At 59.0% G+C, this 26,804-nt stretch carries 13 protein-coding genes; 6 read left to right on the top strand and 7 right to left on the bottom strand.

Going from position 1 to position 26,804, the window contains the following annotated elements:
* Window positions 1-43: 43 nt before the first annotated feature.
* Window positions 44-2,941 (top strand): sensor domain-containing phosphodiesterase, encoded by a 2,898-nt coding sequence (locus ACYZTL_RS26370; RefSeq protein ID WP_461954198.1) that lies wholly within the window; start codon window positions 44-46, stop codon window positions 2,939-2,941.
* A 313-nt stretch (window positions 2,942-3,254) separates the two neighbouring features.
* Here ACYZTL_RS26370 and ACYZTL_RS26375 read toward each other — a convergent pair whose 3' ends face one another.
* Window positions 3,255-3,527: a hypothetical protein gene (locus ACYZTL_RS26375; protein WP_461954199.1), complete on the bottom strand. Its 273-nt coding sequence runs from the start codon at window positions 3,525-3,527 to the stop codon at window positions 3,255-3,257.
* 404 nt (window positions 3,528-3,931) lie between these two features.
* Here ACYZTL_RS26375 and ACYZTL_RS26380 point away from each other — a divergent pair, with 404 nt between their 5' ends.
* Both ACYZTL_RS26380 and ACYZTL_RS26385 read left to right on the top strand, forming a co-directional pair.
* The gene (locus tag ACYZTL_RS26380) at window positions 3,932-4,594 is read left to right on the top strand and encodes a hypothetical protein (protein ID WP_461954200.1); all 663 of its coding nucleotides are present in this window, start codon (window positions 3,932-3,934) and stop codon (window positions 4,592-4,594) included.
* Between the two features lie 85 nt (window positions 4,595-4,679).
* Entirely contained in the window at window positions 4,680-5,342 is a 663-nt protein-coding gene (locus ACYZTL_RS26385) for a hypothetical protein (RefSeq protein WP_461954201.1), read from the top strand.
* A gap of 135 nt (window positions 5,343-5,477) precedes the next feature.
* Here the strand turns inward: ACYZTL_RS26385 and ACYZTL_RS26390 are convergent, their stop codons facing one another.
* Window positions 5,478-6,752 carry a flavohemoglobin expression-modulating QEGLA motif protein gene (locus tag ACYZTL_RS26390; RefSeq protein WP_461954202.1) on the bottom strand — a complete coding sequence of 425 codons (1,275 nt, stop codon included), beginning with the start codon at window positions 6,750-6,752 and terminating at the stop codon, window positions 5,478-5,480.
* Between the two features lie 83 nt (window positions 6,753-6,835).
* Between ACYZTL_RS26390 and ACYZTL_RS26395 the strand changes: the two genes are divergently transcribed.
* Complete coding sequence (locus ACYZTL_RS26395; RefSeq protein ID WP_461954203.1) at window positions 6,836-7,342, top strand: transporter substrate-binding domain-containing protein; 507 nt, start codon at window positions 6,836-6,838, stop codon at window positions 7,340-7,342.
* A gap of 234 nt (window positions 7,343-7,576) precedes the next feature.
* Here ACYZTL_RS26395 and ACYZTL_RS26400 read toward each other — a convergent pair whose 3' ends face one another.
* Window positions 7,577-9,091, bottom strand: a complete 1,515-nt coding sequence (locus tag ACYZTL_RS26400; protein ID WP_461954382.1) for a sensor domain-containing diguanylate cyclase — start codon at window positions 9,089-9,091, stop codon at window positions 7,577-7,579.
* Window positions 9,092-9,813: 722 nt separating this feature from the next.
* Window positions 9,814-9,978, bottom strand: a complete 165-nt coding sequence (locus ACYZTL_RS26405) for a DUF2986 domain-containing protein (RefSeq protein ID WP_461954204.1) — start codon at window positions 9,976-9,978, stop codon at window positions 9,814-9,816.
* Between the two features lie 116 nt (window positions 9,979-10,094).
* On the opposite strand from ACYZTL_RS26405, the gene ACYZTL_RS26410 reads away from it, so the two are divergent.
* Complete coding sequence (locus tag ACYZTL_RS26410) at window positions 10,095-10,691, top strand: eCIS core domain-containing protein (protein ID WP_461954205.1); 597 nt, start codon at window positions 10,095-10,097, stop codon at window positions 10,689-10,691.
* A 147-nt stretch (window positions 10,692-10,838) separates the two neighbouring features.
* Here the strand turns inward: ACYZTL_RS26410 and ACYZTL_RS26415 are convergent, their stop codons facing one another.
* The 3 genes from ACYZTL_RS26415 to ACYZTL_RS26425 are packed head-to-tail and all read right to left on the bottom strand — an operon-like array spanning window position 10,839 to window position 15,252.
* Window positions 10,839-12,167 (bottom strand): TolC family outer membrane protein, encoded by a 1,329-nt coding sequence (locus ACYZTL_RS26415; protein WP_461954206.1) that lies wholly within the window; start codon window positions 12,165-12,167, stop codon window positions 10,839-10,841.
* 1 nt (window position 12,168) lies between these two features.
* On the bottom strand, window positions 12,169-13,509 hold the full coding sequence (locus tag ACYZTL_RS26420; RefSeq protein ID WP_461954207.1) for an HlyD family type I secretion periplasmic adaptor subunit: 1,341 nt from the start codon (window positions 13,507-13,509) through the stop codon (window positions 12,169-12,171).
* Window positions 13,510-13,515: 6 nt separating this feature from the next.
* On the bottom strand, window positions 13,516-15,252 hold the full coding sequence (locus tag ACYZTL_RS26425; RefSeq protein ID WP_461954208.1) for a type I secretion system permease/ATPase: 1,737 nt from the start codon (window positions 15,250-15,252) through the stop codon (window positions 13,516-13,518).
* A gap of 672 nt (window positions 15,253-15,924) precedes the next feature.
* Here ACYZTL_RS26425 and ACYZTL_RS26430 point away from each other — a divergent pair.
* On the top strand, window positions 15,925-26,751 hold the full coding sequence (locus tag ACYZTL_RS26430; protein WP_461954383.1) for a peroxidase family protein: 10,827 nt from the start codon (window positions 15,925-15,927) through the stop codon (window positions 26,749-26,751).
* Window positions 26,752-26,804 lie beyond the last annotated feature (53 nt).

Below are 26,804 nucleotides of genomic sequence, written 5' to 3' on the forward strand. Positions count from 1 at the left end.
TCCAATAAGTTAGTATCGCCAGTTTCTGGCTCAGGGAGCGCTGATGAGTTTTCGTCCATTGACCGACTTCCCGCGGCAATCGAACGATTGCAACGTTGTCGCATCCCGGCTTAAAGGGAATTCGGACACTGTCGGCATGATCTACCCTGACAACCAAGACACGATCGAACAATTGCTGGACTCGGCACGCAACTGGGCGCACACCACTGCGTGGGTGGTTTACCGCGCCGGTGAACAAATGCATTTGGTCGGGCAGGGCGACCCGCGGGCGCAGTGGCCGTCAAGTGTTGCGAATGAAGAGTTCGAAGCCTTTTGCCTGACCTGGCGCTTGCACCGCTGGCCGACCGGCAGGGGCGAAAGTGAGCTGGGTTGGCTACTCGCGCCAGTCGACGATGCCGCCGAACCGGCGCTCGCCGAGTTCGCCCAGCGACTGGGCATTCAGGTGCAGACCAATACCCTTGCCCGTGCGCAGATTACTCAGCGAGTGCTGTATGAAATTACCTACCTGGCCAGTTCGACCCGCGACCGGTCAGTGTTTCTGGTGGGGGTTCACCAACTATTGGCGAGCCTGATCGATGCCGAGAACTTCTATCTCGCGTTGTATGACTCGCACAGTGGCAAGATTGACTACCCGTATTACGTCGACATCATCGACGTCGATGCCGTCGAGTCCGCGCACTACGAGTACCTTGATCATTCGCACCTGTCGTTGACCGGCCAGGTGTTGACCACTGGCCAACCGTTGCTGATCGACGCCGCCGGCATTCTCGCGGCTCAGGCCGAAGAGCGTTTCTACTGCGTGGGTGATCGTCCCGAATTCTGGATGGGCGCGCCTTTGAAAAATGCCTCGGATGACGTGTTCGGCATGCTTGCCATGCAGGTCTACGACGTGTCTCGGACCTACAGCGCTGAAGACCGCGCGCTGTTTCTGGTGGTGGCCCGCCACGTGGCCATGGCGCTGGACCGGATTCTGCACCGGGAGGATCTGGAGGCGACGGTGATGCGTCGCACCCTGGAGCTTTCGGCACTCAACGACGCCTTGAGGCAGGAAGTGGCAGACCGAGAGCGCGCCGAACATCTGCAGAGCGCGCTGTTCCAGATCGCGGAGCTGTCGAGCCAGCCTGGCGATATGGCTGAGTTGTTCCAGACCTTGCATGGCATCGTCGGTGATCTGCTGTTCGCGCGGAACTTCTACATTGCGCTGTTCGACGACGCGACCAGTGAAGTGACCTTTCCGTATTTCGTCGATGAGCGGCAGACGACCTACCCGGTGGCCCGGCGAGGACGCCGGGGCTTGACTGAGTACGTTATCCGTCAGCGTCGACCTTGCCTGATTGATGCTGGCGAGGCTGAACGATTGGCTGAGCACAGTGAAATCGAACTGGACGAGGAGTATGTCCGATCCTACTCCTGGCTGGGCATTCCATTGTTCGATGGCGATGTGGTGCGTGGCGTGCTCGCGGTGCAAACCTATACCCCGCAGGTACGGTATACCCTGCGTGACCAGGACCTGCTGACGTTCGTGTCGCGGCACATTGACACAGCATTGTCGCGACGCACGGCCGCCGAAGCGATCCATGCCGCCAACCTCAAGCTGGAAGCCCGGGTGCAGAACCGCACCCGCGAGCTCGATCACGCCAATGCCAAGTTGCAGCACGAGAACTCCCACGATGCGCTGACCGGGTTGCCCAATCGTACCTACCTGCAACAGCGCCTCAATCTGGCCTGGTCGCAGTTCGGCAGCGAAGGCGGGCACCTGGCGGTGATGTTCATCGACCTCGACCGTTTCAAACTGGTCAACGACAGCCTCGGTCACCATTTTGGTGACCTGCTGTTGATGCAGGCCGCTCACCGTTTGCGCGGTTGTCTGCGCGACACCGACATGCTGGCGCGCCTGGGGGGCGATGAGTTTTCCGTGCTGGCTCCCGAGGCGCCGCTGGACGTGGTGATCGAAATCGCCGAACGGATCCTGGTGGCGTTTGACCTGCCGTTTCTAATCAATGGCTATGAAGTTTTTTCGTCCTGCAGTATCGGAATCGTCAGCGCCGACAGTCAGTTCCATCACGAACCAGCCGACCTGCTGCGCGATGCCGATGTGGCGATGTACCGGGTCAAAAGTGCCGGGCGCGACAGCTACGCGGTGTTCAATCAGGAAGTGCGTCGCGAAGTCTCGGACCAGGTTGAGCGTGAAGGGGCCTTGCGCAACGCGCTCAAACGTACCGACGAATTGCTGCCGTATTTCCAGCCGATTGTCAGCGTCGAAAGCGGCGAACTGTTGGCCCTTGAAGCGCTGATTCGCTGGCATCAGCCGGGCGGGCGGGTGATCGCGCCGGGCGATTTTTTGCCGGATTTCGAGGGTTTGCGCCTGATCGGTCGCCTGGACCTGTACATGCTGACCAGCATCGCAGTGATCCTCGCACAGCCCGAGCACGCCGATTGGCCTCCGGTGCATGTCAATTGTTCCAGCTACAGCATGACGCGTCCGGACTTCGCCAGTGACGTGCTTGCACTGTTGGCGCGGCACCGGGTCGAGCCGTCGCGGATCTGCCTGGAGTTGACCGAAGGTGCGCTGGTAGCCGAGCCGGCGATTGCCCGACTGACCATGCAGCAATTGGCCGACAACGGCATGTCGGTGGTGCTCGATGACTTCGGTGCAGGGTTTTCATCCCTGAGCTATGTGCATCAATACCGTTTCAGCGGTTTGAAGATCGACAAGTCGTTCATCCTCGAACTGACCACCAGTCCTCGCAGTCGCGCGATCGTCCGGGCGATTGTGCGAATGGCCGAATCGCTGGGCCTGAATGTGGTGGCCGAAGGTGTCGAGGATCAAGCGACGCTGGACTTGCTACGCGAAATGGGCACAGGGCAGGCCCAGGGTTATTACTTTGCCAAGCCGATGGGGTTGGAGGCGTTGTTGGCGAGTTCGCTGATGGGGCGTTAGGGTTTGTTGAGGTATCGTGCCCTTATCGCGGTTTCCTAACCTTCACGAGCGAGTACGGCTTGTACCACATCGGTCCCGTTTATGACTGGGTGGTGGTTATTCTTTAACTCGGACAAATACGGGCGCCTTCAGCGCCTAATGCCGATCAGTTAAGCGAAAGCTGACACTTGTAGGAGCGAGCTTGCTCGCGATGGACGTTAACGATAACGCGTATTTTCTGGATAAACGCGTCGCCTTGAAGTCCATTGCGAGCAAGCCCGCTCCTACAAATCTGCTTAACTGACCGGCATTAGCCTTCAGCGCCCGTTTTAATTTACTCCTTCGCCTGCGCCCGCAAACGTCGGCCAATCACATCCATCAAGTCACAGCCGTCGCGCAACGGGATGGCCAGCAGCTGAGAAAAGTCCTTCAGCACCACCGTGTCGCAACCAAGCTCGGCGCGGAAGGCGATGTTTTCCAGTACCTGCGTAACCGTGCGAATTCGGTAGTCCGCTGCGGCTTGCAGTACGTCGAGCGGTGCTTCGGTGTCGATAAGCAGGGAAGCCGGAATCAGGTCGATCCCGGTGAGGGGCATGTATCTAGTCATTTGAAGATCTCTGTTTGATTGGCTCAAAGGCCGTCACTCAGTCGTCGCCAAACGATTGGGTGGCAGCTGTGCGCAGGTTGGCGAACCGGCACAGAGAACACCGGCAGACCCGAAAGTCTCCCGCGCACAGCCGCCATAACAGCGGCTTTGCGGGTGCGACGACCCCTGCAACAAAGCGTAGAGCCCTCGCATTCTCTGTGGTCAGGTCGCCAAACCTGAATCGCCATTTTGGACGACGGGGCGGACTATAAGCTGCATCGGAACGGCGGGCAAGGTTAGGGATTCCGAGGTTTGTGTAGGAACTTTTATGGTGGTCTTAGGACTGTTACGTCCCTTCCGCGGGCGACTGATATTGGCCAGGAGCGGACGGTGGACACAGTGATGGCAAATGGGTAGCGTCACCGATGCTGCTTTCTGAATATAGAAGGCCGCAGGGCTTGCCGTCACCCTTGTCGTGTTTCTCTCTGGGCGATGTCGCGTTTGCCGCGACCACCTCTAAGCTAGATAAGGACTTACAGGACGACAAGGAACGTTATCCGACACGCCATCACGACAAGAAATGCGACATGGCATGTCTCCTAATAGTAGTTAGGCATTTGATGAAAATCCTAGTCGACACAAATGTATTGCCCGCAGATGAAATGATTTCATTGCTTAAAAATGAAGGGCATGAAGTCCTTATTGCTCGAGCTACCGCATATAGAGAGCTAGAGGGCACAGACCTCAAAGAAAAAATCAAAGAACTTACAACAGCCAAAGAACTTTTTATATTTGGAGAAAGCACTTTCCCCATGACATTCACCGAAGGCACAAATAGGCTGACGAAAATTCTTAGCATCATCAGCACCAACTCCTTCCCCAAAGACACAAGCAACTTAACACATAACCAGATAAATCAATTTCGAGACGCTATGATTTTCGAATCTGCCCTCATTGAGGGCTGCAATATAATTTGCAGCAATGATGGTCGAGCTTTCTTCAATCACGGAAAACAAGAGTTGCTCGAGCAGCAATTTAATATAAAACTGTACAAGCCTTGCGAGTTACTTGGTGCAGTCAATGCCTAACAAATGGTTCAAGCCGCTCGCTGCGCTCACTCGGGACCGGCCAAAGCTGGCTCCTTAACCAAACGTTAGAAGGCAGCCCCAAGTTATGGATCTCTGGAAAGCCAGAACTGATGCGATTGCATATCTGAGCGCTGAACGTGCCGCTCAAACGAAGGTACTTGAGGATATTTTCCAGGCGATTGACATTTGCATCGATGCGTACGAATCAAAATCGGGCGAAGATACATATACTCGCATTTGTGGGCTTACCCTGCTGAAGGGTAAGCATCTCGGCGTTGGTGCCTTCAGCTTGATCCTTGACGGTCTTGCGCAAGAGGCTGGTGCCTTATTACGTCCGTTCATTGAATACACAGAGTTATTAACCTATTTTCGAACCTTTCCTGAGATGGTCGATAAAGCTGCCAACAACAATCTTCCGCAAGCGGGAGAACGAGCCAAGGCGGTTAATGGCATCTACAAGGATTTTCGGAATCATCTTAATTCGCATGCATCCCACAGTTCGTATAGCCACTTTTCTTTGTCTCATCTGCTCCAGCCGCAAACATTAAAGTTCAAAAAATTACAGCGCACTGATCCAGAAGTGCTGGGCCGTAACCTTCGAAATTTCACCACTCAGCTCTATCTGCTCTTACATGAGGCTGTGCTTTCCCTTGAGCAAGCTAATACGCCCGAGTTTGCTCAGTTAGCGGAACAGACCGAGAGTCTAAGGGAGCGATTGATTCAGGAGTTTGGCCTCAATGTCGTCTAACAAACGGTTCAAATCGTTCGCTTCGCTCACTGGGACCGCGTTCCGCGGCCCTTTAGCTTAATCGTTATGAATGTCTGCAAAGGGTCGGACAGCGACGGCTGCGCGGTGAGGTCGGTACGCCGCTTTAGGTTCAGGCTAGGCGCTGGCATCGGCTTCATGTTCGTCGGCGAAGGCCATGAGCACCTCCAGATCGAGTACATCCAGCTTGATCCAGGCGATAAAAGCGGAGAAGGCAAGGTTGGCGGCGAGCAGACGCAGATCGGCCGCCCAGGCCGGAAGGTATACCGGCCCTTGGAGCCAGCCGGACTCAAAGAGCGGGGCCAGGCGTATGGTATCGCCCAGGCTGAGGCGCCCGGCGAACAGATGGCCCACCAGTTCTGGTCGGTTGTCGCGGATCGCGATGCGCAGCAGGGTATGAACGCTGAGCAAACCGGTCAGATAGGCGGCATCCTTGGTGAACGCCGAACCGCCGCGCAGGTCGGCGCCGCGGAAAACCCGTTGGGTCGAGCGGAATGACTCCTCTTGCGACTGACCGGCGGCGAGAAAACCTTCGAACACCTGGATGAAATCGGCGCCATCCAGCGCCTGCTGGACCGCGAGCACGCGCAGGGCAAGGCGGCGCAGGCGGTTGATGTCCATGCTGCCAGTGAACAGCTCGGCCAAGGTGGCGATGCCTTCCTGAGTCTGGGTCGTGCGTGGCGCCCCGAGTCCCAGGCTTTTCAGGTTGGGTTGGAGCGCGCCGTTTTGTGCCGTGGCGACATGCACGAAGGCCTCATGCTGCAATAGCTGATTCTTGTCCAGTTCCGAGAACAAGGCGCTGGCACGCAGGCGGATGCGGCTCGCCCCGGCAATGGCCTTGGCGGCCAGGGTCGTATCGAGCACGACCGTGATCCGGCCCGGTCCGAAGAAGCGGTCCAGTTCCGGCTGCATCCAGGCGGCGAAAGCCTCGGCCGGGATCTCTGCCGGGCTCGGTGGAATCCGGGCACCGCCCAGAAGGGCGTCGGTGGTCTTGAGGAAGAATTGGGCGGCGTCCAGCATGCTCAATTTCTGGCTCTGGTAGTAGAAGTCCGGGCGCCGGTACAGCGCTGACGAATACTGGGTAAAGGCGGGGGTACCAATGGCATCGAGCATACGTCCGGCCGTGGCATAGCTACGTGCTGTCATGGCGAGGAAGTTCCCGGCCGGATGCCCCTCATCGCAACGGCCAATAAAGGCTTCCAAAGCAGCAATGTCGGCGCTGTGCTCGCGCGGGAGCAGTTCGACCTTGGGCAGTTCTGCATGCCCGGCGCGCCAACGCTCCAGGAATACTTCCTCGACCCCGTCTGGCCAGGCCAGGGCATCTAACACGCGGATCTTGCGGGCCAGACCGGGCAGAGCGGCATCGAGTTCGGAGAGGGGCGCGGAGCTCACGGAAATCTCCTCGAGAGAATCAGGATCAATTGCAAAAGCTTAGTCGCTGTCGATGCGTTTCGTGGGCCGGTGACCTCGACGGGATGATCGAACGACGGGTCATTCGCGTCCTGTCGGTCTACAGCAAGGCTTTCTATTTTGTCGACAGGGGTGTCCAGCGCGGTTTGAGTTACGACGCTTTTCGCGTATTCGAGGAGGATCTGAACAAGGAACTGACCAAGGAACTGACCAAGGATAAAAAGCTGAAACACAAGTCTCTGAAAGTGCGGGTTGTGTTCATTCCTGTCGCCCGGGATGAACTGCTGCCGGCGCTGATTGCCGGCAAGGGCGATATTGCGGCGTCTAACCTCACTGGGACCGAGGAGCGCAAGAACCTGGTCGATTTTTCCTCTCGCGTTTATCGCGACGTCAGCGAGGTAGTGGTGTCCGGTCCCGACTCGCCCGCAGTGTTCAACGTGGACGAGTTAGCGGGACAGGTGGTCTTCGTTCGCAAGTCCTCCAGTTACTACGAGAGCCTGATGGCCTTCAATCAGCGTTTCGCCGGCGAGAACAAGCCCGCGGTAATGCTCAAGGAGGCACCGGAATTTTGAAGTTCGGTTTTTGTGAGAGTGAATCATCCCTGAGCCTGAGCCTGAGCCTGAGCCTGAGCGGGAGATGGATTCAACACGTTAGTGGAATACGTGCGACATGATTGCCGTCTGAAGCGAAGGGCTGCAATCCACAGCCGATTGCAGCCCTTCGCGACAGGCCGCCATCAGCTGAGTTTGTTGAAAAAGTCGGACTTTCAGCTTGCCTGAACTCAGGTACAACCACCGTCGGAGAGCCTACTCACCACCTTGAGAGGTTTCCCGGCCCTTCGTTGCCGTTGCAGCTCTGTTATGGAGTTCGTTGGCGATAACACTCATATTTCTTCCGCTGGTTTTGGCTACATAGAGAGCCTTGTCAGCGGCGCCGATCAAGGCTTTGGGTAAGTCTTCAGCTGTTGGTTTACATGCACTTACGCCAAGGCTGACCGTGACGATGCCCTGGGTACTTTCGCTGTGCTCGATTCCCGCTTGCTGCACGGCATGCCGGATTTTCTCTGCCACCAGAAATGCCCCCACATAGTCAGTGCCCGGCAACACTACTGCAAATTCCTCGCCGCCATAGCGAGCGGCGAGATCGCCGGGCTGCTGGATGTTTGCTCTTATGATCGCGCTGATGGTGCGTAGACACTCGTCTCCGGACAAATGACCGTATTGATCATTGAAGCGCTTGAAGTCGTCGATATCGATCATCAGTAACGCAAGGCTCCGTTGGTTGCGTTTGGCGCGCCCCATTTCGGCTTGAAGGTAAAGGTCGAACTGACGCCGATTTGCCAGCCCTGTCAATGCGTCCTCCAGCGCCAATGTCTCAAGCGTTCGATTGACTTCAATCAATTTTTCTTGAGCACCCAGCAATTCGTTCTGAATATGATTCTGACCCTTCATCAGCCTGATAAAGCGATAGCCGAGCACACCTAGAATTGCCATCAGCAAAGCAACTATCACCGCGCTTAGCAACGACTCTTGTCGCCAGCTCGCCAAGACTTCCTCCTTATTGTGAGCTGCAAAAATGACGAGTGGATATTCATCGAGTCGCCGATAACCCACGACTCGTTCCACACCGTCCACATAGGACTTAACGATTGCCGAGCCAAAAGGTCCTTTGGGCAAAAGTTGCGTGAAGAGCGGGCCTTTGGCGAGGCTGGTATCGACTTCAGCTTCGTTAAAGGGGCGGCGGACCGCGATCCTGGCGTCGGCGGAGATCAAACTGATGACCCCATTACCGCCGATGTCGATGCTGTTGTAGAGCTTGAGAAAATGATCGAGATACAGAGTTGCCACCACCACGCCGGCAAAACTGCCATCGGGATGATTGATCCTGCGCGACACCGGCATGACCCAGTCGCCCGTGGAGCGACTTCTTATCGAGGGCCCGATATGCGGACCACGCTCTGGATGGTCGCGATGAAAGATAAAATATTCGCGGTCGGAATTGTTGGTGCTTGATGGAATGAACCCGCTCGAACTCGCTATCCACTCGCCTTTTTCGTCATGGATGAACAGGCCGTGTAATTGAGGCAGTTCATTGCGCTGGGCAGTGAGCAAACGTCGTAATCGGGGTAACCGGTCGCGGTCCATACCATCGATTTCGAGGCGGTCTACCAGGCTGAACAATACGGTGTCGGCCTGCTTGATCGACGCTTGTGCCTGGGATGACAGAGTTTGCGCAAGATTTGACATCGCGACTTCTTTGTCATGCAAGCGATACTGGCGGGCGTTCCAGCCCTCCCAGATAGCCACCGCCACCAGGGACATGCAGACGGCCACCAAAAAGAGGATTGCAGACCGAACCTTGAGTTTTGCCACAAACTGCTTAGCCGTTCCGGGTCCGACGTCCTTTGTTGCAGCGAGACGAACTGCCAAAGGCTGATGAGGCATGCTGGCTTCCTTAATAGTTTTGAAACGGCGATTCCCTTCCTTTGAAAAGCACCACCGGCGTATTTGGCGCTTCAGGGCAGAGTTTAAACATAGTCCAAGAGAACTGGGGGTGATTTACAAGAGAAGAGTCACAGGAGGGTTCAGAGGGTTCAGAGGGTTCATGGTGAGTTCTGAAACTCGGACTCAACATTACCCAGCCAGGGGAACAGGCAATGATGGAAACACTGGCGGGCCTTTGAAGTTCGTGCGTTAAGTTAACAGTATCTACACGGTACTTGATTGGCAAGGCGACGTGACCTGCGCGACGGATACTTCGTATTGAACGATGAGATCCGCTTATGACCCAGGCTGTGTGAAAACGTTTTGAAGTAGGTTTGACAGTCAGGACTGCAACGAAAATCGCGTTCCTACTCAAATTTACGGCCTGCTGATTAACCAAACGCTGGCAGATTTTACGTAGCAACGCAGACTTCAAAATGGCGCATGCGTTTTCACACAGCCTGGACCGATTGCTGCCTATCGCGAAGGGACGCAGTCGACCCGAAGCTGACATTCACCAACGGGAGCACCACTTGAGCAGGGTGCTCAAAACACACGGATCAGCTCTCAGAGGAAATGATTGAGTCTTGACTGGATTCTTCAGCAGCCAGTTTCAATCGGTCAGCTTTACTAATGTATTTAGACTTGTTTTGCGGTGCCAATTTGGCGCTCGCTTTTTTGGCGTGAGCCTTTAATAACTGCTTTATTTTTTTTTGACGATTCATGTTTTTCTACTCAGCTTGTCAATTCTTGAATGCTACCGATAGGGATACGCTAAAGCTTTGCGGGTCGTCGAGATTGTAACCCACTGCTCGCGCAGTTTCCGTCCCTGGAGGTCCGAATGCCGTCCTTCACTACGCGCCTGGTGGCGCTGTTTGTTCTTTGTCTGACGCTTGAAGTGCCAGCCCAGACCAACGCCTGCCCGGCTGGCGAGAAACAAGTGTGCCTGGACGGCTGCATCTGCCTGCCAGACCTGGGGCAGGTGCTCGGCCCCCTGCCTGACGGGATCTATCAGATCGCAGCACCTGCCCTGGCGTTGTGGCTGACCCAAGCTCGCGCTGAAGCAGCCAATGCCGGCCTCCAACCCATTCCACCGCACATCCGGGAGCAACTGCTGCGCTGGTACGACCCCAGCGTCCTCGATGCCGCGCACTACAAAATCAGCGACAACGGCCAATTCAGCGCCGCCACTGCCATGCTGCAAAACCCCGATGTCGGGGCCGTGACGCTGATCGACATCATCCTCTTCCGGGACGCTCAAACCGCAGAACAGAACATCGCGCTCTGGGCTCACGAGCTCAAACATGTGCAGCAGTTTCAGGAATGGGGGGTAGAAGGATTTGCCCAGCGGTATACACAAGATTTCAATGCCGTGGAGGCGCCGGCTTATGCCATACAGGCTGAGGTCAGACGGTGGGTGCGGGAAGGGACTGACTGAAGGGTGGAGCTCACGAAGCGTCAGCACGTCATCAATGACTTCCCCGCGATACAAGCGTAATTCAGCAGGAGCCGGTGTCATCATCCACTATCACTGCTGACAGGCACCATGACGCTGTTCACCTGAGCGCCGACCGGCCAGTGAACGTCAGTTGGTGACCAACAGTTCTGGACCGAGGTAGTCGTTGATGTGGTTGATATCGTCGTCGCCCAGACTACCCACTGAAGAAGCCAGGCGCAGGCGCGACATCAAGTAGCGCAGCTTGGCCTCGAACAGATCGTGGCGCGCAACGAAGAGCAGCTCTTCGGCATTGAGGACGTCCGAGTTGGTGCTGGTGCCTCCTTCCTTGAAGCCCTTGCGTGTCGAAGTCAGTGAGCGTTCGTTGGACTCCACGGCTCGCTCCAGTGCGTGAATACGTTTGGCGCCGCTCTGTACGCCGGCATACTCGCGGGTGGTTCCGGAGATGACTTCCTGTCGCGTGGCGTCGAGTTCTTCCAGGGCCTTGAAACTATTGGCACTGGCTTGGCGTGTCAGCGCGCTGGTACCGCCACCGTTGTACAGCGGGAAATTGACTTCCAGCCCGATTGAGCCGTAGCGGTTGCGTTGATTGAGCTCGGAGATTGATTGGCTCTCGCCCGCGGTGTAGCCGGCAACGAAATCCAGTGTCGGCCAGTGGCCAGCCCTGGCGCGCTTTACTTCTTCTTCGGCGAGGTTGCTGCTATGACGGCGCGCATGGATCAGCGGGCTGTCGGTCTGGGCTTTGACCAACCAGTCTTGCAGGTTGCTCGGTAGCAGCGGTGGTGTATCGAAGCTCGGACGCAAGGTGGTCAGCGATTCGGGGGTTTCTCCGATGTATTCCTCAAGCTTGCGGCGCGCATTGATCAGGTTGTCCTGCGCTTCGATCAGCTCGGCATCGGCGAGGTCGCGGCGAGCGACCGACTCGTCGATGTCGGTGACGGTGCCGGCCCCCAACTCCATGCGCCGTTTAGCCGAGGCGAGCTGCTCGTCGAAGGCGCTCAGCTTGGACTTGGCGAGGATGATGGTTTCGCTGGCCAGGAGCACGTCGAAATAGCTTTCGGCCAGGCGCACCGCGGCGTCCTGACTCTTGGCATCGAACACCGCGACGCTGTAGTCGGCACGCTGTTTGCCCTGGCGGTACTCGGCCATTTTCTGTTTGTTGAACAGCGGTTGGCGCAAGCGCACGTTAGCGCCCTTGGAGTCGTAGTCGAGATCCCTTTCGACGCCGCTCTGGCGCTGGGTGCCATTGACCTTGTTGTCGTAGGCCGAGGCACTGATCTGCGGTAGCAGGCCGGCCTGGCCGATGGCGCGGTTTTCCAGGCCGGCCTCTTTTTCATGCACGGCGGCGCGGTAGACGGGGCCTTGGTACTGCAACAGATCCCAGGCTTGTTTGAGGTCCATGGCGCTGGCCGGGAGGGACAACGCTAACAGGCAGAAGCACAGGCAATGACGATCCATTTCATTGTTCCTTGAAGGAGCTGTCGACACGTTCGAGCATTGGTTTGAGAAGATAGCTCATCATGTTGCGTTCGCCAGTCTTGATGGTGACGCTGGCGGGCATACCGGGACGAATGTGATTGCTGCCAAGCAGGCTCATGCCATCGGGCGTGACTTCTACTTGAGCCAGATAGAACGGTTGCTTGCTTTCCTCGTCGAGCAGGCGGTCGGCGGAAACGGTCTTCACGCGGCCGGGTATGTTGGGCGTCTGGGCATGGTTGAAGGCCGGGAAGGCAATGTCCACGGCCAGGCCGGGAACCATCTTGTCGATGGCCTGCACGGGAATCATCGCGTCGACCTGCAGCGGTTCGTTGTCCGGAACGATTTCCATGATCTTGAAGCCGGGCTGAATGATCCCGCCGACGGTAGCAATGGCCAGGGATTGGACCATGCCATCGATCGGCGACCGAATCACCGTGTGGGTCACTTCATAGTCCAGCGCACGCAAGCGGTCGGCCAGGGTGGTGTTTTCCTTGGCGGTGTCTGTGAGCTGCGATTCGACTTCCTTCTGGTAATCGTGCTGGCGCTGCAGGATGCGCAGCTTGATTTCGGTGGTCTGGCTACGTACGCGAGCGATGTTATTGAGGTTCTCGGCCTGGCCGGCGGAGAGGTCGGCATTGCTGCGTTCCAGCTCAAGCAGGCGGTTGCGCGGCACATAGCCTTCGGCCGCCAGCACGCGGGTGCCTTTCAATTCCTGGTTGAGGAAGTTGATCTGCGAGGCGCGGGCGCCATAGACCTGCTGCAGACCCTTGAGCTGCACCGCCGACGCCGCGAGGTTTTCCTGCAGGATGCTGATTTCGCCAGCGAGGCCAGCGCGCCGTGTGTCCAGCAGGCGTTGTTGCAGATCCATGGCGGCCACCAGGCGGTGGTCATTCCCGAAGCGCTTGAGTAATTCGGGATCGTAGTTCACCACATCGCGGCCATCACGTTCCGCTTCCAGGCGGTTTTCCACCGTCTTGCTGACGATGTACTGGGCGCTGACCGCACCCTGTTCGGCAACGGCACGCAGCGAGTCGAGGCGGACCACCTCCTGGCCTTTTTTCACTGCATCGCCTTCGCGAACAAGAATGGCCTCCACGGTGCCGCCGCTCAGATGCTGCACGGCTTTGCGATTGCTGGTGACTTTTACCGTGCCTGTCGCTACCACGCCAGCATCCAGCGGCGCCAGCCAGGACCACAGGAGGAAGCCGCCGAAGCCGGCGAGCACCAGCCACATGCCCCAGCGCATGGGTTTGCCGACGTCCAGATCAACCAGGTGCCTGGGGTCGGTGAGAATCATGTCGGTGTGTTGGCTCATTTGCATGATCGGTCACTCCCGTGCTTTGACGGAGGCCAGCGGAGTCGACGCGCCTGTCGGCATCACCCTGGCCTTGCGCAGCTCTGCGAATACTTCATCGCGAGTGCCGAGCATCTGCACACCACCGTCGCGCAGCATCAGCACCTTATCGACGGCGCAAAGCACATTGGGACGGTGGGAAATCAGAATGACGGTGGCGCCGCGGGTTTTTAATTGAGCCAGCGCATCGACCAAGGCCTTTTCACCGACGTCGTCGAGGTTGGCGTTCGGCTCATCCAGCACAATCAGATTGGGGTCTCCATACAGCGCGCGCGCCAAGGCGATGCGCTGCTTCTGGCCACCGGAAAGCGGGCTGCCATCGGTGCCCAGACGGGTCTCGTAACCCTGCGGGAAACGCAGGATCATCTCGTGCACTCCAGTAGTCTTGGCGGCGCGGATGACTGCGTCGCTGTCCACTTCGCCAAAGCGCGCAATGTTGTCGGCGATGGTGCCCTCGAACAGTTCCACGTCCTGTGGCAGATAACCGAGCCAGGGGCCAAGTTCGCCCTTGTTCCAGGTGAATATGTCCGCGCCGTCCAGGCGCACCTTTCCGGCCTGTGCCGGCCAGACGCCGACCAACAGGCGGGCGAGGGTGGATTTGCCCGAGGCGGATGGGCCGATAATGCCAAGGCTTTCGCCGGGGGAAAGGTTGAAGCTCACCCCGCGCAGAATCGTGCTGTTGGTGCCGGGGGCACCGGCATACACATTCTCCACCGCCAGCATGCCCAGCGGCCGCTGCAGCGACATGCTCGGTGGCCGGCGCGGATAGTCGTTCAGCATTTCGTTCAACCGGCCCCAAGCCGAACGGCAACCGAGCAGTTGCTTCCACGACGCGATGACTTGTTCCACCGGGGCCAGCGCGCGGCCGGTGAGGATCGAGCATGCAATCATCATCCCGGGGGTGATCTTGCCTTCGATCGCCAGCAGCGCGCCGGCGCCGAGGATCAGCGACTGCAATGTGATACGCACGAAGCGCCCGGTGCTGCTGATCAGGGCGGCACGGTCGGAGGCCAGGGTCTGCATTTCCAGAATACGCAAATGGCTTTGGTACCACCGTTTTCCGATTGACGGCAGCATGCCCATGGCCTCGATGACCTCGGCGTTGCGCAGGTTGTTGTTGGCGTAGCTGGCGGAGGAGAGGGCGGCCTGATTGGCTTCGGCCAGCGGCTTTTGCGTCGCCTTTTCGGTGAGATAAGCCAGGCCCACCAGAATCAGCGAGCCGATCAGCGTGACCAGTCCAAGCACCGGGTGGATCAGATAGGCGACCAGCAGGTAGATCGGCGTCCATGGCGCATCAAAGAACGCGAACAGGCCATTGCCGGTAAGAAATTGACGCACCTGCGCGAGATCCTGCAGGGCCTGGGCCGGATTACCTCCGGCGCGGCTCAGGTTACGCTCGAATGCTGCGGTGAAAATGCGTCGATTGAGGTCCATGTCGAGACAGTTCCCGACCCGGATCAGCACGCGGGTGCGGCACATTTCCAGCGTGGCCATCAGCAAGAACAGGCCAATCACCAGAAAGGTCAACATCGTCAACGTTGTGACGTTGCGACTGACCAAGGCCCGATCATAAACCTGCAGCATGTAAACGGCAGGCGTCAACATCATGACGTTGATGACGCCGCTAAAAGCTGCCAGCGAATAAAAACTGCGGCGAAGACGAAAGAGCGCGTCGGCCAGTTCGGATCGGGTGCTCGACTGTTTGTGCATGGCTGACCCCTCTTCAAAGCCGCTTGTCCTCGCGGCGCAACAGCTAACAGATGTAATTCCGCAGGCAGCCGTCGACGCAGGCTGTTCGCTCTGAGGCGAATCTCCTGCCAATTTCTGCGTTGCTCCCATGGCAGCAGCGTAGGTGGTGGTGTAACAACCTGAAATAACATTTCGCTCTAATGCTGCATCGAACTACCTATAAGTCTATTAAAAACAGCTAGTTGAAATGTCAAACGCCGATCGTCTGTTTTGTGCGTCGTAAAATTGACAATGTTTTACTCAGCAACTTTAGTCTTATTCATTGACGTCACCGTCCGCCTGAAGCCTGTCAACTCTTTGGCAACGCAAGGTGCTGAGATTTTCCCGAGGGAGCACACCATGTCGATCATTTCGTTCTTCTGCAGAGTGAAGGGGTTGTTCAGGAAGTTCGCCTTGAATTCAAGTTTCCATGGCCCGCCCAGGGCTGGGGTTCGCTCTGCCTGATGGCAAAGCGAGCCATTCTTTCGCGAATTCCAGGCGCGCATCCCGGGGGGCCATTTAACGGCTTTGTCTTCCCGCGTCTGCTCTCGCCAAAAAAAATGAACCAACACACTGCGCAAGTCAGCACCTGACTGGGCGTGGGCGGATTCTTATCGTCCCGTGTCCTTCCCCAAAGAGATCGAGGGCAAGCAAATGGCCAATTTCAACAAGTCCGATCTGGAGTTCATTCTCAAGCAAATTTTCATCGCAGAAGCGCACGCCGACGGCGCCAGCCTCAGTGATTTGCTACCCAACAGTCAGGTGCCATTCGGCCTGCGTACCGTCGATGGCAGCTACAACAACCTGGTCACCGGGCAAAGCGAGTTTGGCGCCGCGGACAATGCTTTCCCGCGTCTGCTTGACCCCTCGTTTCTGGCGTCATACACCGGGACAGGGACAGTGGTCGACCCGCAGCCACGGATTATCAGTAACCTGATCGTTGATCAGACTGCCAGCAACCCGGCCGCGGTGGCGGCGAACGGCGGTGCCGACCCGGTGATCAGCCCAGGTCCCGACGGTGTCTTTGGCACGGATGACGACACGCAAGTGTTCTTCATCCCCAACCAGTCGGCGGACGCCGGTCTGACCGCCGGCTTCAACTCGTGGATGACCTTCTTTGGCCAGTTCTTCGATCACGGCCTCGACCTGCTCAGCAAGAGCAGTACCGACTTCGTGTTTATTCCGTTGCAGCCGGACGATCCGTTGTTCGTGCCGGGCAGCCCGACCAACTTCATGGTGCTGCCACGGGCAGTACGCACAGCCGGCGCGGACGGAATTGTCGGCACTGCCGATGATGGCCAGCCCAACACCACCTCGCCGTTCGTAGACCAGAGCCAGACTTACAGCTCGCACCCCTCGCATCAGGTGTTCCTGCGCGAGTACGTCCTGAACGCCGCAGGTGACCCTGTTTCTACGGGGCGCTTGATTACCAACCGCGATCTGGGCGCCGATGGCAAGTTCGGCACTTCAGATGATGGCGGCGCCGAAAATGGCGGCATGGCGACCTGGGCAGTGGTCAAGGCTCAGGCCCGTGACATTCTCGGCATCAACCTGACCGACGCCGATGTGCATAACGTGCCGATGCTGGCAACCGATGCGTATGGCGCTTTCATTCGGGGCCCGAACGGTATGCCGCAGGTGGTGATGCGCATCAGTAACGGCGCTGACGGTATTGCCGGTACGGCTGATGACGTCACGCAACTGGTCGAAGGCAACCGGGATGCTCCGATCAGTCTGGCCAGCGCCGTGAGCACCGGGCATGGCTTCCTCGACGACATCGCCCACAATGCCGCGCCGGTTGTCGTCGGCGGGGTTCTGCAGGCGGATACTGACGCCGATATCGGCAATGCCCAGCCAGCGGGCCCGGGCGGCAACAACCTGACCTACGACAACGAACTGCTCGACGCTCACTACATTGCCGGCGATGGCCGGGCGAACGAAAACATCGGCCTGACTGCCGTGCACCATGTGTTCCACTCCGAGCACAACCGCCTGGTCCAGCAATCCAAGGAAACCATCCTGGCCGCCGGCGATCTGGCGTTCCTCAATGAGTGGCTGGTGGACGATGTGGCCGCAATACCGACTGCACCCGCCGATATCGCGGCGTTGGTGTGGGACGGCGAACGCCTGTTCCAGGCCGCCAAGTTCGGTACCGAGATGCAGTACCAGCATCTGGTGTTCGAGGAGTTCGCGCGGACCGTTCAGCCGCAGGTCGACGAATTCCTGGCCCCCAACGGCTATGATACCTCGATCAACCCGGCCATCCTCGCCGAGTTCGCCCACGTGGTGTACCGCTTCGGTCACTCGATGTTGACCGAGACCGTCGATCGCTTCGACCCCGAATTCAATCCGCTCCTCACTGACCCGAACAATCCGGACTCGCAACTCGGTCTGATCGCGGCCTTCCTCAACCCGCTGGCGTTCGCCGGCAGCGGGGCGACTGCGGACGAAGCGGCAGGGGCGATCATTCGCGGTGTGACCCGTCAGCTCGGCAATGAGATCGACGAGTTCGTCACCGAAGCGTTGCGCAACAATCTGCTCGGTCTGCCCCTCGATTTGCCGGCCCTGAACCTGGCGCGTGGTCGCGACACTGGCATCCCCACGTTGAATGAGGCGCGGCGTGAGTTCTACCAATCAACCGGTGACAGCCAACTCAAGCCGTACATCAGTTGGGCTGACTGGGCGGACAACCTCAAGCACCCCGAGTCGTTGGTCAACTTCATCGCGGCTTATGGCACGCATGACACGATTACGGATGCGACGACGCTGGCAGGCAAACGCGATGCAGCGTTGGCGCTGGTATTCGGTGGTCCCGGTGCGCCGGCTGACCGCCTGGACTTCCTCAATGGCACCGGTGACTGGGCCAACGTCACGACGGCCGGCAAGGATGGGGTGCTGGGTACCGCAGACGATTGGACGGGCGTGACCATCACCGGCGTTGACGACATCGACTTCTGGGTCGGTGGTCTCGCCGAGCAGAAGATGCCGTTCGGCGGTATGCTCGGCTCGTCGTTCAATTTCGTGTTTGAAACGCAGATGGAGGCGTTGCAGAACGGTGACCGCTTCTACTATCTGTCGCGCGTCGCGGGCCTGAACTTCGGCGCCGAGCTGGAGAACAACTCCTTTGCCAAGCTGATCATGCTCAACACCGATGTCACCCACCTGTCGAATACCGTGTTCCTGACGCCGACGTTCACCCTCGAAGTGACCCAGGCCAATCAGTACACTGGCCTTGGCGTCGGCGGCCGCGCCGATCCGACGGGCGGCATCATGATCAACGGTGTGGAAATCGTGCCGCTGGTGATCCGCGACAACCCCGACACCGAGGGTGGGGACAGTAATTTTCTGCATTACACCGGTGAAGATCATGTCGTCCTCGGCGGCACCGCTGCCGATGACATCATCATCTCCGGTGAGGGCGATGACACCGTTTACGGCGACGGCGGCAATGATCTCCTCGAAGGCGGCGCCGGGAACGATGCGGTACTGGGCGGTGCGGGCGATGACATCATCACCGACTCGTTCGGCGACAACCGTCTGGAAGGCAATGACGGTAACGATGTGATCATCGCCGGTAGCATGCTGGTTGGAGGCAACCTGATCCTGGGGGGCGATGGCCAGGACTTCATCATCACCACCGAAGACGTCAGCATCACCTTCGGCGGCCAGGGTGACGATTTCATTCTCGGAGCCAAGACCAACCTGCCAGCTACCGGCAACGAAGGCGATGACTGGATCGAAAAGGGCACCCAGGACGGCGCGCCTGGCGATAACGCCTCGCCTTTGCTCAATGACGATGTGATCGGCAACGATATCTTTGTCGGTGGTGGTGGCTTCGACGAAATGATCGGCGAGGGTGGCGATGACATCTTTGTCGGCAGCGATGCCCAGGACAATATGGACGGCATGTCCGGTTTCGACTGGGTGACCCACAAAAATGACAGAGTCGGCGTGACCGTTGACCTGACCATGGCTGCACTGGCGCAGCCACACGGCAACGCGCCAAACCAGAACAACGGGCCGTTCAATCCGGTCGGCGCGTCGCCGGCCTCGATCCTCGACCGTTTTGCCGAGGTCGAAGGCTTGTCCGGTTCGCAATTCGGCGATGTGCTAAAGGGCGATAATGTTGATGCGGACACAATCATCAACCACGGTGGTACCACGGGCAGTGCACTGACCAATGTGGCGTTGATCCGCGGACTGGAGCAGTTTCTGGCCGATGCCGGTTTGCCCACCACCGGCTTTGCCACGGGCAACATCATCCTGGGTGGCAATGGCAGCGATCTGATCGAGGGCCGCGGTGGTGATGATCTGATCGATGGCGACAAATGGCTCAACGTCAGGATTGCGGTGTATGACGCCGGTGACGTCAACCATACCGGCCCCGAGATCGCCAGCTTCGACAGCATGGTCGATATGATTCCGTTCATGCTGGACCGCACCTATAACCCGGGGCAGCTCAAGGCCGTGCGGGAAATCCTGCCCGGCACCTCGACGGGCGGAGCGGCTTTCGATACCGCGATTTTCTCCGGACTTCAGTCCGAGTATGTGGTGACGCGTGACACCCGTGGCACGACCGATGTGGCGGATGATGTCTGGACGGTGACCGATACCGTAGTGGGTCGCGACGGCACCGATACCCTGCTGCATATCGAACGCCTGCAGTTCGCCGATACCCAGCGAGTGCTGGTGGCGGGGAATGCACAACCGACGGGCAGGCCGACCGTCACGGATGGAAACGGCGGCGCAATCACAGTGGGCGACACGCTGACGGTGAACGTGGCCGGGGTGCGCGATGCGAACAACATAACGGTGGGTAATCTGCAGGGTTTTATCAACAACGCCTCGGTGTCCTACTATTGGCAATTCGAAGCCGACCCGGGCACCGGCGTGTTCGAAGACATCATTCTGCTGCCTGCCGGTGACCTGGCATTCCAGAGCGCCGACGGCACCACCTTCAAGGTCTCGCCTGATCTTGCCGGGCTGTCACTGAGGGTCAAGGCGATCTATCAGGATGGTCATGGCACGACTGAAGTGCTGTTCTCGCAGCCGACTGCCGTGGTGGAACCCGGCGCGCCGGTTGTGCCGACGGCGCAGGCACCGGTAGTCAATGCCACCGAGGGTGGCGTGGGCCTTAACATGGTCCGCTCCGACCTCAACTTCATCCTTGATCAGATCAAGATTGCCGAGGCTGACGCGGCCGGTCAGGACATCCTCTCGCTGATCCCGAATATCCGCGCGCCGTTGGGCCTGCGTACGGTCGATGGCTCGAACAATAACCTGATGAACCTCAACGGCATCAACAACACCGAGTTTGGTGCCGCCGATAACGTCTTCCCGCGCGTGACCGATCCGGTCTTCAATCCAGCGGAAGGTGCACCTGCCGGGTTCTTTGGTCCCGGTTCGCCGGCCATTCCGGGATCGTCGTATCAGCAGAACAGCGGCAATGTGTTTGACTCGCAGCCGCGCACTATCAGTAATCTGATCGTCGACCAGACGTCGAACAACCCGGCGGCTTATGCCACGGCTTACGACGCGGGCGCGGACGGTGTGCTCAACTTCGGCACGCCGGGTAACGACGACGTGCTCAAGGATGGCGTACGGATAGTCGCCAGCCCCGGCCTGGATGGTCAGTTCGGTACTGGCGACGACCACGACGTGTATATGTTCGAGAACACCGCGCCGGATGCGGGGTTGTCCGCGCCGTTCAACGCCTGGATGACCTTCTTCGGGCAGTTCTTTGATCACGGTCTTGACCTGGTGACCAAAGGCGGTTCGGGCACCATCTTCATCCCGCTGCAACCGGATGATCCGTTGTATGTGCCAGGCGGCAACGCCAACTTCATGGTGCTGACCCGCGCGACCAACCTGCCAGGGGCGGATGGCGTTCTCGGCACGGCCGACGATATCCATGAGCACACCAACACCACCTCGCCGTTCGTGGACCAAAACCAGACCTACAGCTCGCACCCATCGCATCAGGTGTTCCTGCGCGGTTATCTGCTGACCGACGACGGCCCCATCGCGACGGGCAGGCTGATCACTAACCGTGACCTGGGAACGGATGGCAAGTTTGGTACCTCGGACGACAGCGAAATCGGTGGCATGGCGACCTGGAAAGTGGTCAAGGCGCAAGCCAACGACATTCTGGGTATCCACCTGACCGATGCCGACGTCGATAACGCCCCACTGTTGGCGACCGACGCCTATGGCAATTTCATCAAGGGACCGAACGGCTTCCCGATGGTCGTGATGAAGGGGGCTGACGGGCTTGGCGGCACGGCTGATGACGTCCTCGTCGAAGGCAATCCGCTTTCCCCCATTAGCCTGACCAATGCTGTGCGTACCGGTCACCAGTTCCTCGTCGACATTGCCCACAATGCCGCGCCGGTGTTCAGCGGTGGCGTGCTCGCGCCTGACGGGGATTCCGATATTGGCAATGCAGTGCCGGTCAATCCGCAGACCGGTGCCAACCTGGCCTACGACAACGAGTTGCTGGATGCGCATTACATGGCTGGCGACGGCCGGGTCAACGAGAACATCGGCCTGACTGCGGTGCATGCGATCTTCCACTCCGAGCACAATCGGCTGGTCGCGCAAACCAAGGACACCGTGCTCGATTCGGGTGACGTGGCTTTCCTCAACGAGTGGCTGCTCACGCCAGTGAGCGCGTTGCCAGTCAATCAGGCGGAGATCGATGCGCTGGTGTGGAATGGCGAGCGCCTGTTCCAGGCTGCCAAGTTCGGCACCGAGATGCAGTATCAGCACTTGGTGTTCGAGGAGTTTGCCCGGACCATCCAGCCTAACGTCGATCTGTTTTTCGCACCGACCCAGGTCTATGACGTTGACCTCGATGCCTCGATCGTCGCCGAGTTCGCCCATACCGTGTACCGGTTTGGCCACTCGATGCTGACCGAGACCGTCGATCGCTTCGACGTCGATTTCAACGTGGTCGGCGATCCGAACAGTGCTGATCCTGATCAGCAACTCGGCCTGATCGCAGCGTTCCTCAACCCGTTGGCGTACGCCGCCAGCGGCGTGACGCCCGAGGACGCGACCAGTGCGATCGTGCGTGGGATCACTCGGCAAGCCGGTAACGAAATCGACGAGTTCGTCACCGAGGCGCTGCGTAACAACCTGCTCGGCCTGCCGCTCGACCTGCCGGCGATCAACATCGCCCGTGGCCGCGATGTCGGGATTCCCTCGCTCAATGCGATCCGCCGCGACATCTACAGCCAAACCGGTGATACCCAACTCAAGCCGTACACCAGCTGGGTCGACCTGGTGCAGCACCTCAAACATCCGGAGTCGTTGATCAACTTCATTGCAGCCTATGGCACCCATGAAACGATCACGGAGGCGACCACGCTGGAAGGCAAACGCGCTGCAGCCATGGCGTTGGTATTTGGCGGTACGGATGCGCCGGCAGACCGTCTGGACTTCCTCAACGGCACTGGCACTTGGGCCAACGTAACGCGGGCCGGCAAGGATGGGCTGCTGGGTACTGCCGACGATCTCAAGGGTGTGACTATCACGGGGGTCGATGCCATCGACCTCTGGATCGGCGGCCTGGCCGAACAGAAAACCCCGTTTGGCGGCATGCTCGGCTCGACCTTCAACTTCGTGTTCGAGAACCAGCTGGAAAAACTGCAGGACGGCGACCGCTTCTACTATCTGGAGCGTACCGCTGGCCTGTCGATGAATGCCGAGCTGGAAAGCAACTCGTTCGCCAAGCTGATCATGGCCAACACCTCGGCCACGCACTTGCCGGGCCTGGTGTTCTCGGACGTTGCGTTCTATCTGGAAAGGGACCAGAGCAAGCAATACAACGATGGCCTGGGCAACGCCGATCCGCTTGGCGAAAACGGCGAGCAGGTGGTGTTCCGCGACAACCCGCTGACCGCGGAGGCGGACGCCAACTACGTCAAATACACGGGTGAAGAGCACATCGTGATGGGCGGCACCAACGGTGCAGACATTCTCATCGCGAGTGAGGGGGATGACACGGTTTGGGGCGACGGCGGCAACGATCGCATTGAAGGCGGTGACGGCAACGACCAACTGCGCGGTGGTGCCGGCGACGACATCATCACCGACAAGGGCGGCGACGATAACATCCAGGGTGGCGACGGCAACGACGTGCTGCACGGTGGCAACGGCGTCAACCTGATCATTGGCGGGTTCGGCAATGACTTCATCGTTACTGGCGAGGACGCCTCCGAGGCCATAGGTGGCCACGGCAACGACTTCATTCTGGGCAGCAAAGCCAACGAACAGGACATGGGCAACGAAGGCGACGACTGGATCGAGAAGGGCACTTCGGACGGTGCACCTGGCGACAACTTCGACCCGCTTGGTAACGACCCTATAATCGGCAACGATGTATTCATCGGCGGTAACGAGAACGATAAGTTCAACGCAGAAGGCGGTGACGACATCATGGTCGGCAGTCTCGGCTTCGGTGACCGCTATATCGGCGGCTCCGGCTATGACTGGGCAACCTTCAAAGGGCTCGCCCAGGGCGTGTCCATTGACTTCACCGACCGCTTTTTCGATGTTCCGCCAGTACCGGGTTCGGGTGCTTCGGCGCTGGTGCGTTTCGACATCGTGGAAGGTCTGTCGGGTTCGTCCCACGGTGACTTCCTGCGCGGTGATAACGAAGATGCCACATCGCTGCCCACTGCGGGTGCAACCGGCAGTGTGCTGACCAACATCAACCTGATCGACGGCCTGGCTGATCTGCTGCCCGACGGAGCGACGTTCTTCGATGGCGGCAACATCATCCTCGGCGGTAGCGGCAGCGACCTGATCGAAGGTCGGGGGGGGGACGACATCATCGATGGTGACAAGTGGCTGAACGTACGCATCAGCGTACGGGAGAACGCTGATGGCACTGGCGATGAAATCGCCACGTTCGACAGCATGGAGCCGCTGGTGCCGTTTATGCTGAACGGTACTTACAACCCGGGCCAGTTGGTCATCGTGCGGGAGATTCTGACCGGCAATGACAGCTTCGACACGGCGTTGTACTCCGGTAATTTCGGGGAATACGGCATCGAGATCGATGGCGACACGGTCATTGTCACCGACTCGGTGGCAGGGCGTGATGGCGTCGATCGCCTGACGGGCATCGAGCGTCTGCAGTTCGCTGACGTGGCGCTGGCGTCCGGAGTCGGCACCGCGCAAAACAACGATCCATCGGGTCATCTGGCCATCCTCGATGCTGCTACCGGCGTGCGTGAAGATACGCCTGTCGCCGGCCAGTTGCTGCGCGTCAGTGGTTCGGCGGTACGCGACGCGGACAACCAAAGCGCGACCAATCCGACCGGTGCGGTGACCGGTGGGGTGGCTTACTACTGGCAAGTCGAAACCATTCCCGGCACAGGTGTCTATGACGACATCACCTTCCTCGCCGCTGGCGAGGCATCGCGGGCGACTGGCACCACCTTCCTGGTGGGGCCCGATGAGGCGGGTCTGAACATCCGCGTCCGGGCGGTGTACCAGGATGCCAAGGGCACACTGGAGATCGTCGACTCGTCCGGGAACAGTACGCCGACCGAAGGGCCGACCGTTACCGGGCTTGCCGTGCAGAACCAACTGTTGACCGCTGACCCGTCGAGCATCATCGACGCCGATGGCCTGAGCAGCAATCCGCAGTTCACCTACCAGTGGCAGGCGAACGACGGGCTTGGCTTCGTCAACATCGCCGGCGCTACCGGTAGCACGTTCGCGCTGGGTCAGGCTCAGGTCGACAAGGAAGTGCGCGTGGTGATCGGTTACGTGGATAACTTCGGTGTGGCCGAAAGCGTTTCGTCCAACATCCTGGGGCCGGTGGAAAACGTCAACGATGCACCGACAGGCGCGTTGCTGATCAGCGATACGACACCGGATCAAGGGCAGGTACTGACCGCGCTGACGGGCGGGATTGCTGATGTGGACGGGCTGGGCACCTTCAGCTACCAATGGCAGCAAGGTGTCGGCAATTCATTCACCAACATCAACGGCGCGACCGCTGCGACCTTCACCCCTGGTGTGGCGCAGGGCAACCTGCAACTACGGGTGATCGTGCGCTACACCGATGGCTTCGGCACGCTGGAGTCGGTGACCTCTGCGGCAACGGCAGCGGTCACGGTACTGACTGGCCTGGTGCTGCAGGGCAACGCTTTGGCGAACACCCTCACCGGCGCCGCAGGTAACGATGTACTGCTTGGCCTGGGCGGGAACGATACGCTGAATGGCCTTGCCGGTATCGACCAGTTGTTTGGCGGCACAGGCAACGACATCCTCAACGGCGGGGCCGACAACGACGTCCTCAATGGCGAGGATGGCAACGACACCCTAAACGGTGGGCTCGGCGCGGATGCCATGAACGGCGGTGCCGGCAACGACACCTTTGTGGTCGACAATGTCGGTGACCTTGTCACCGAGGCGCTGGGTGGTGGTACCGATCTGGTGCAAACCAGCCTGACGAGCTACCAGCTCGATGCCAACGTCGAGAACCTGACCTATACCGGCGCCGGTAACTTCACCGGTACCGGTAACGCTCAGGCCAACACCATCACCGGCGGGGTGGGTAACGACCTCCTCGATGGCGGTGCGGGTGCGGACCGGATGGTGGGGGGCGCCGGCAACGATACCTACATTGTTGATGCCGCCGCAGACGTGGTGGTCGAGGTGGGGGGTGGCGGTACGGACACCGTGCAGACTTCGTTGGCCAGCTACACGCTGGGCGGTAATGTCGAGAATCTGACCTACACCGGAACCGGCAACTTCGCCGGCAACGGCAACGGGTTGAACAACGTCATCACCGCCGGGGTGGGGAACGACACCCTCAATGGTGGCGGCGGCAACGACATCCTCACCGGCAACGGCGGCAACGACACACTGAATGGCGACGGCGGTAACGACCAACTGTTCGGTGGCATTGGCACGGATACCCTGAGCGGCGGTAATGGCAATGACAGCCTCGACGGCGGTGACGGGGCAGATGTATTGAATGGTGGAACAGGCAGCGACACGCTGCTCGGCGGACTGGGTGATGACAGCCTGGATGGCGGTACCGGCAGCGATCTGCTCCAGGGCGGCGATGGCAACGACACGCTGCTGGGTGGTGACGCTAACGACACCTTGTTGGGTGGTATCGGCAATGACTTTATCGATGGCGGTAATGGCAACGATACGGTCACAGGCGGTGCCGGCAACGACATGATGGTTGCCAGCAGTGGCAACGATATCTTCATGTTCGCAGCGGGCTTCGGGACCGATCAGATCCTCGGCTTCGATGCCATCGCGGGAGGAGGGCAGGACCGCCTCGATATCTCCGCGCTCAACATCAATGCCGCGACCTTTGCCGGCAGCGTCACCATCGCCGATGTAGGTGCGGATACCCTGGTCAGCTTCGCTGGAGCTGACTCCATCCGCCTGGTCGGTGTGGCCGATGCGACAACCGTCACTGCCACAGACTTCATTCTCGCCACTTGAGGTCCTGATCAGTACTGTTGCAAGAAACGTGGAAAGCGGAGGGGAGGGCATGG

It is taken from the genome of Pseudomonas sp. LB3P81 (assembly GCF_054897965.1).

What these genes read in the sequence shown, in the direction of transcription:
- ACYZTL_RS26425 (WP_461954208.1), bottom strand. Translation starts at nt 15,252, where the DNA reads ATGCACAAACAGTCGAGCACCCGATCCGAACTGGCCGACGCGCTCTTT.
- ACYZTL_RS26385 (WP_461954201.1), top strand. Translation starts at nt 4,680, where the DNA reads ATGGATCTCTGGAAAGCCAGAACTGATGCGATTGCATATCTGAGCGCT.
- ACYZTL_RS26410 (WP_461954205.1), top strand. Translation starts at nt 10,095, where the DNA reads ATGCCGTCCTTCACTACGCGCCTGGTGGCGCTGTTTGTTCTTTGTCTG.
- ACYZTL_RS26380 (WP_461954200.1), top strand. Translation starts at nt 3,932, where the DNA reads ATGCTGCTTTCTGAATATAGAAGGCCGCAGGGCTTGCCGTCACCCTTG.
- ACYZTL_RS26405 (WP_461954204.1), bottom strand. Translation starts at nt 9,978, where the DNA reads ATGAATCGTCAAAAAAAAATAAAGCAGTTATTAAAGGCTCACGCCAAA.
- ACYZTL_RS26415 (WP_461954206.1), bottom strand. Translation starts at nt 12,167, where the DNA reads ATGGATCGTCATTGCCTGTGCTTCTGCCTGTTAGCGTTGTCCCTCCCG.
- ACYZTL_RS26370 (WP_461954198.1), top strand. Translation starts at nt 44, where the DNA reads ATGAGTTTTCGTCCATTGACCGACTTCCCGCGGCAATCGAACGATTGC.
- ACYZTL_RS26400 (WP_461954382.1), bottom strand. Translation starts at nt 9,091, where the DNA reads ATGTCCCTGGTGGCGGTGGCTATCTGGGAGGGCTGGAACGCCCGCCAG.
- ACYZTL_RS26420 (WP_461954207.1), bottom strand. Translation starts at nt 13,509, where the DNA reads ATGCAAATGAGCCAACACACCGACATGATTCTCACCGACCCCAGGCAC.
- ACYZTL_RS26395 (WP_461954203.1), top strand. Translation starts at nt 6,836, where the DNA reads ATGATCGAACGACGGGTCATTCGCGTCCTGTCGGTCTACAGCAAGGCT.
- ACYZTL_RS26375 (WP_461954199.1), bottom strand. Translation starts at nt 3,527, where the DNA reads ATGACTAGATACATGCCCCTCACCGGGATCGACCTGATTCCGGCTTCC.
- ACYZTL_RS26430 (WP_461954383.1), top strand. Translation starts at nt 15,925, where the DNA reads ATGGCCAATTTCAACAAGTCCGATCTGGAGTTCATTCTCAAGCAAATT.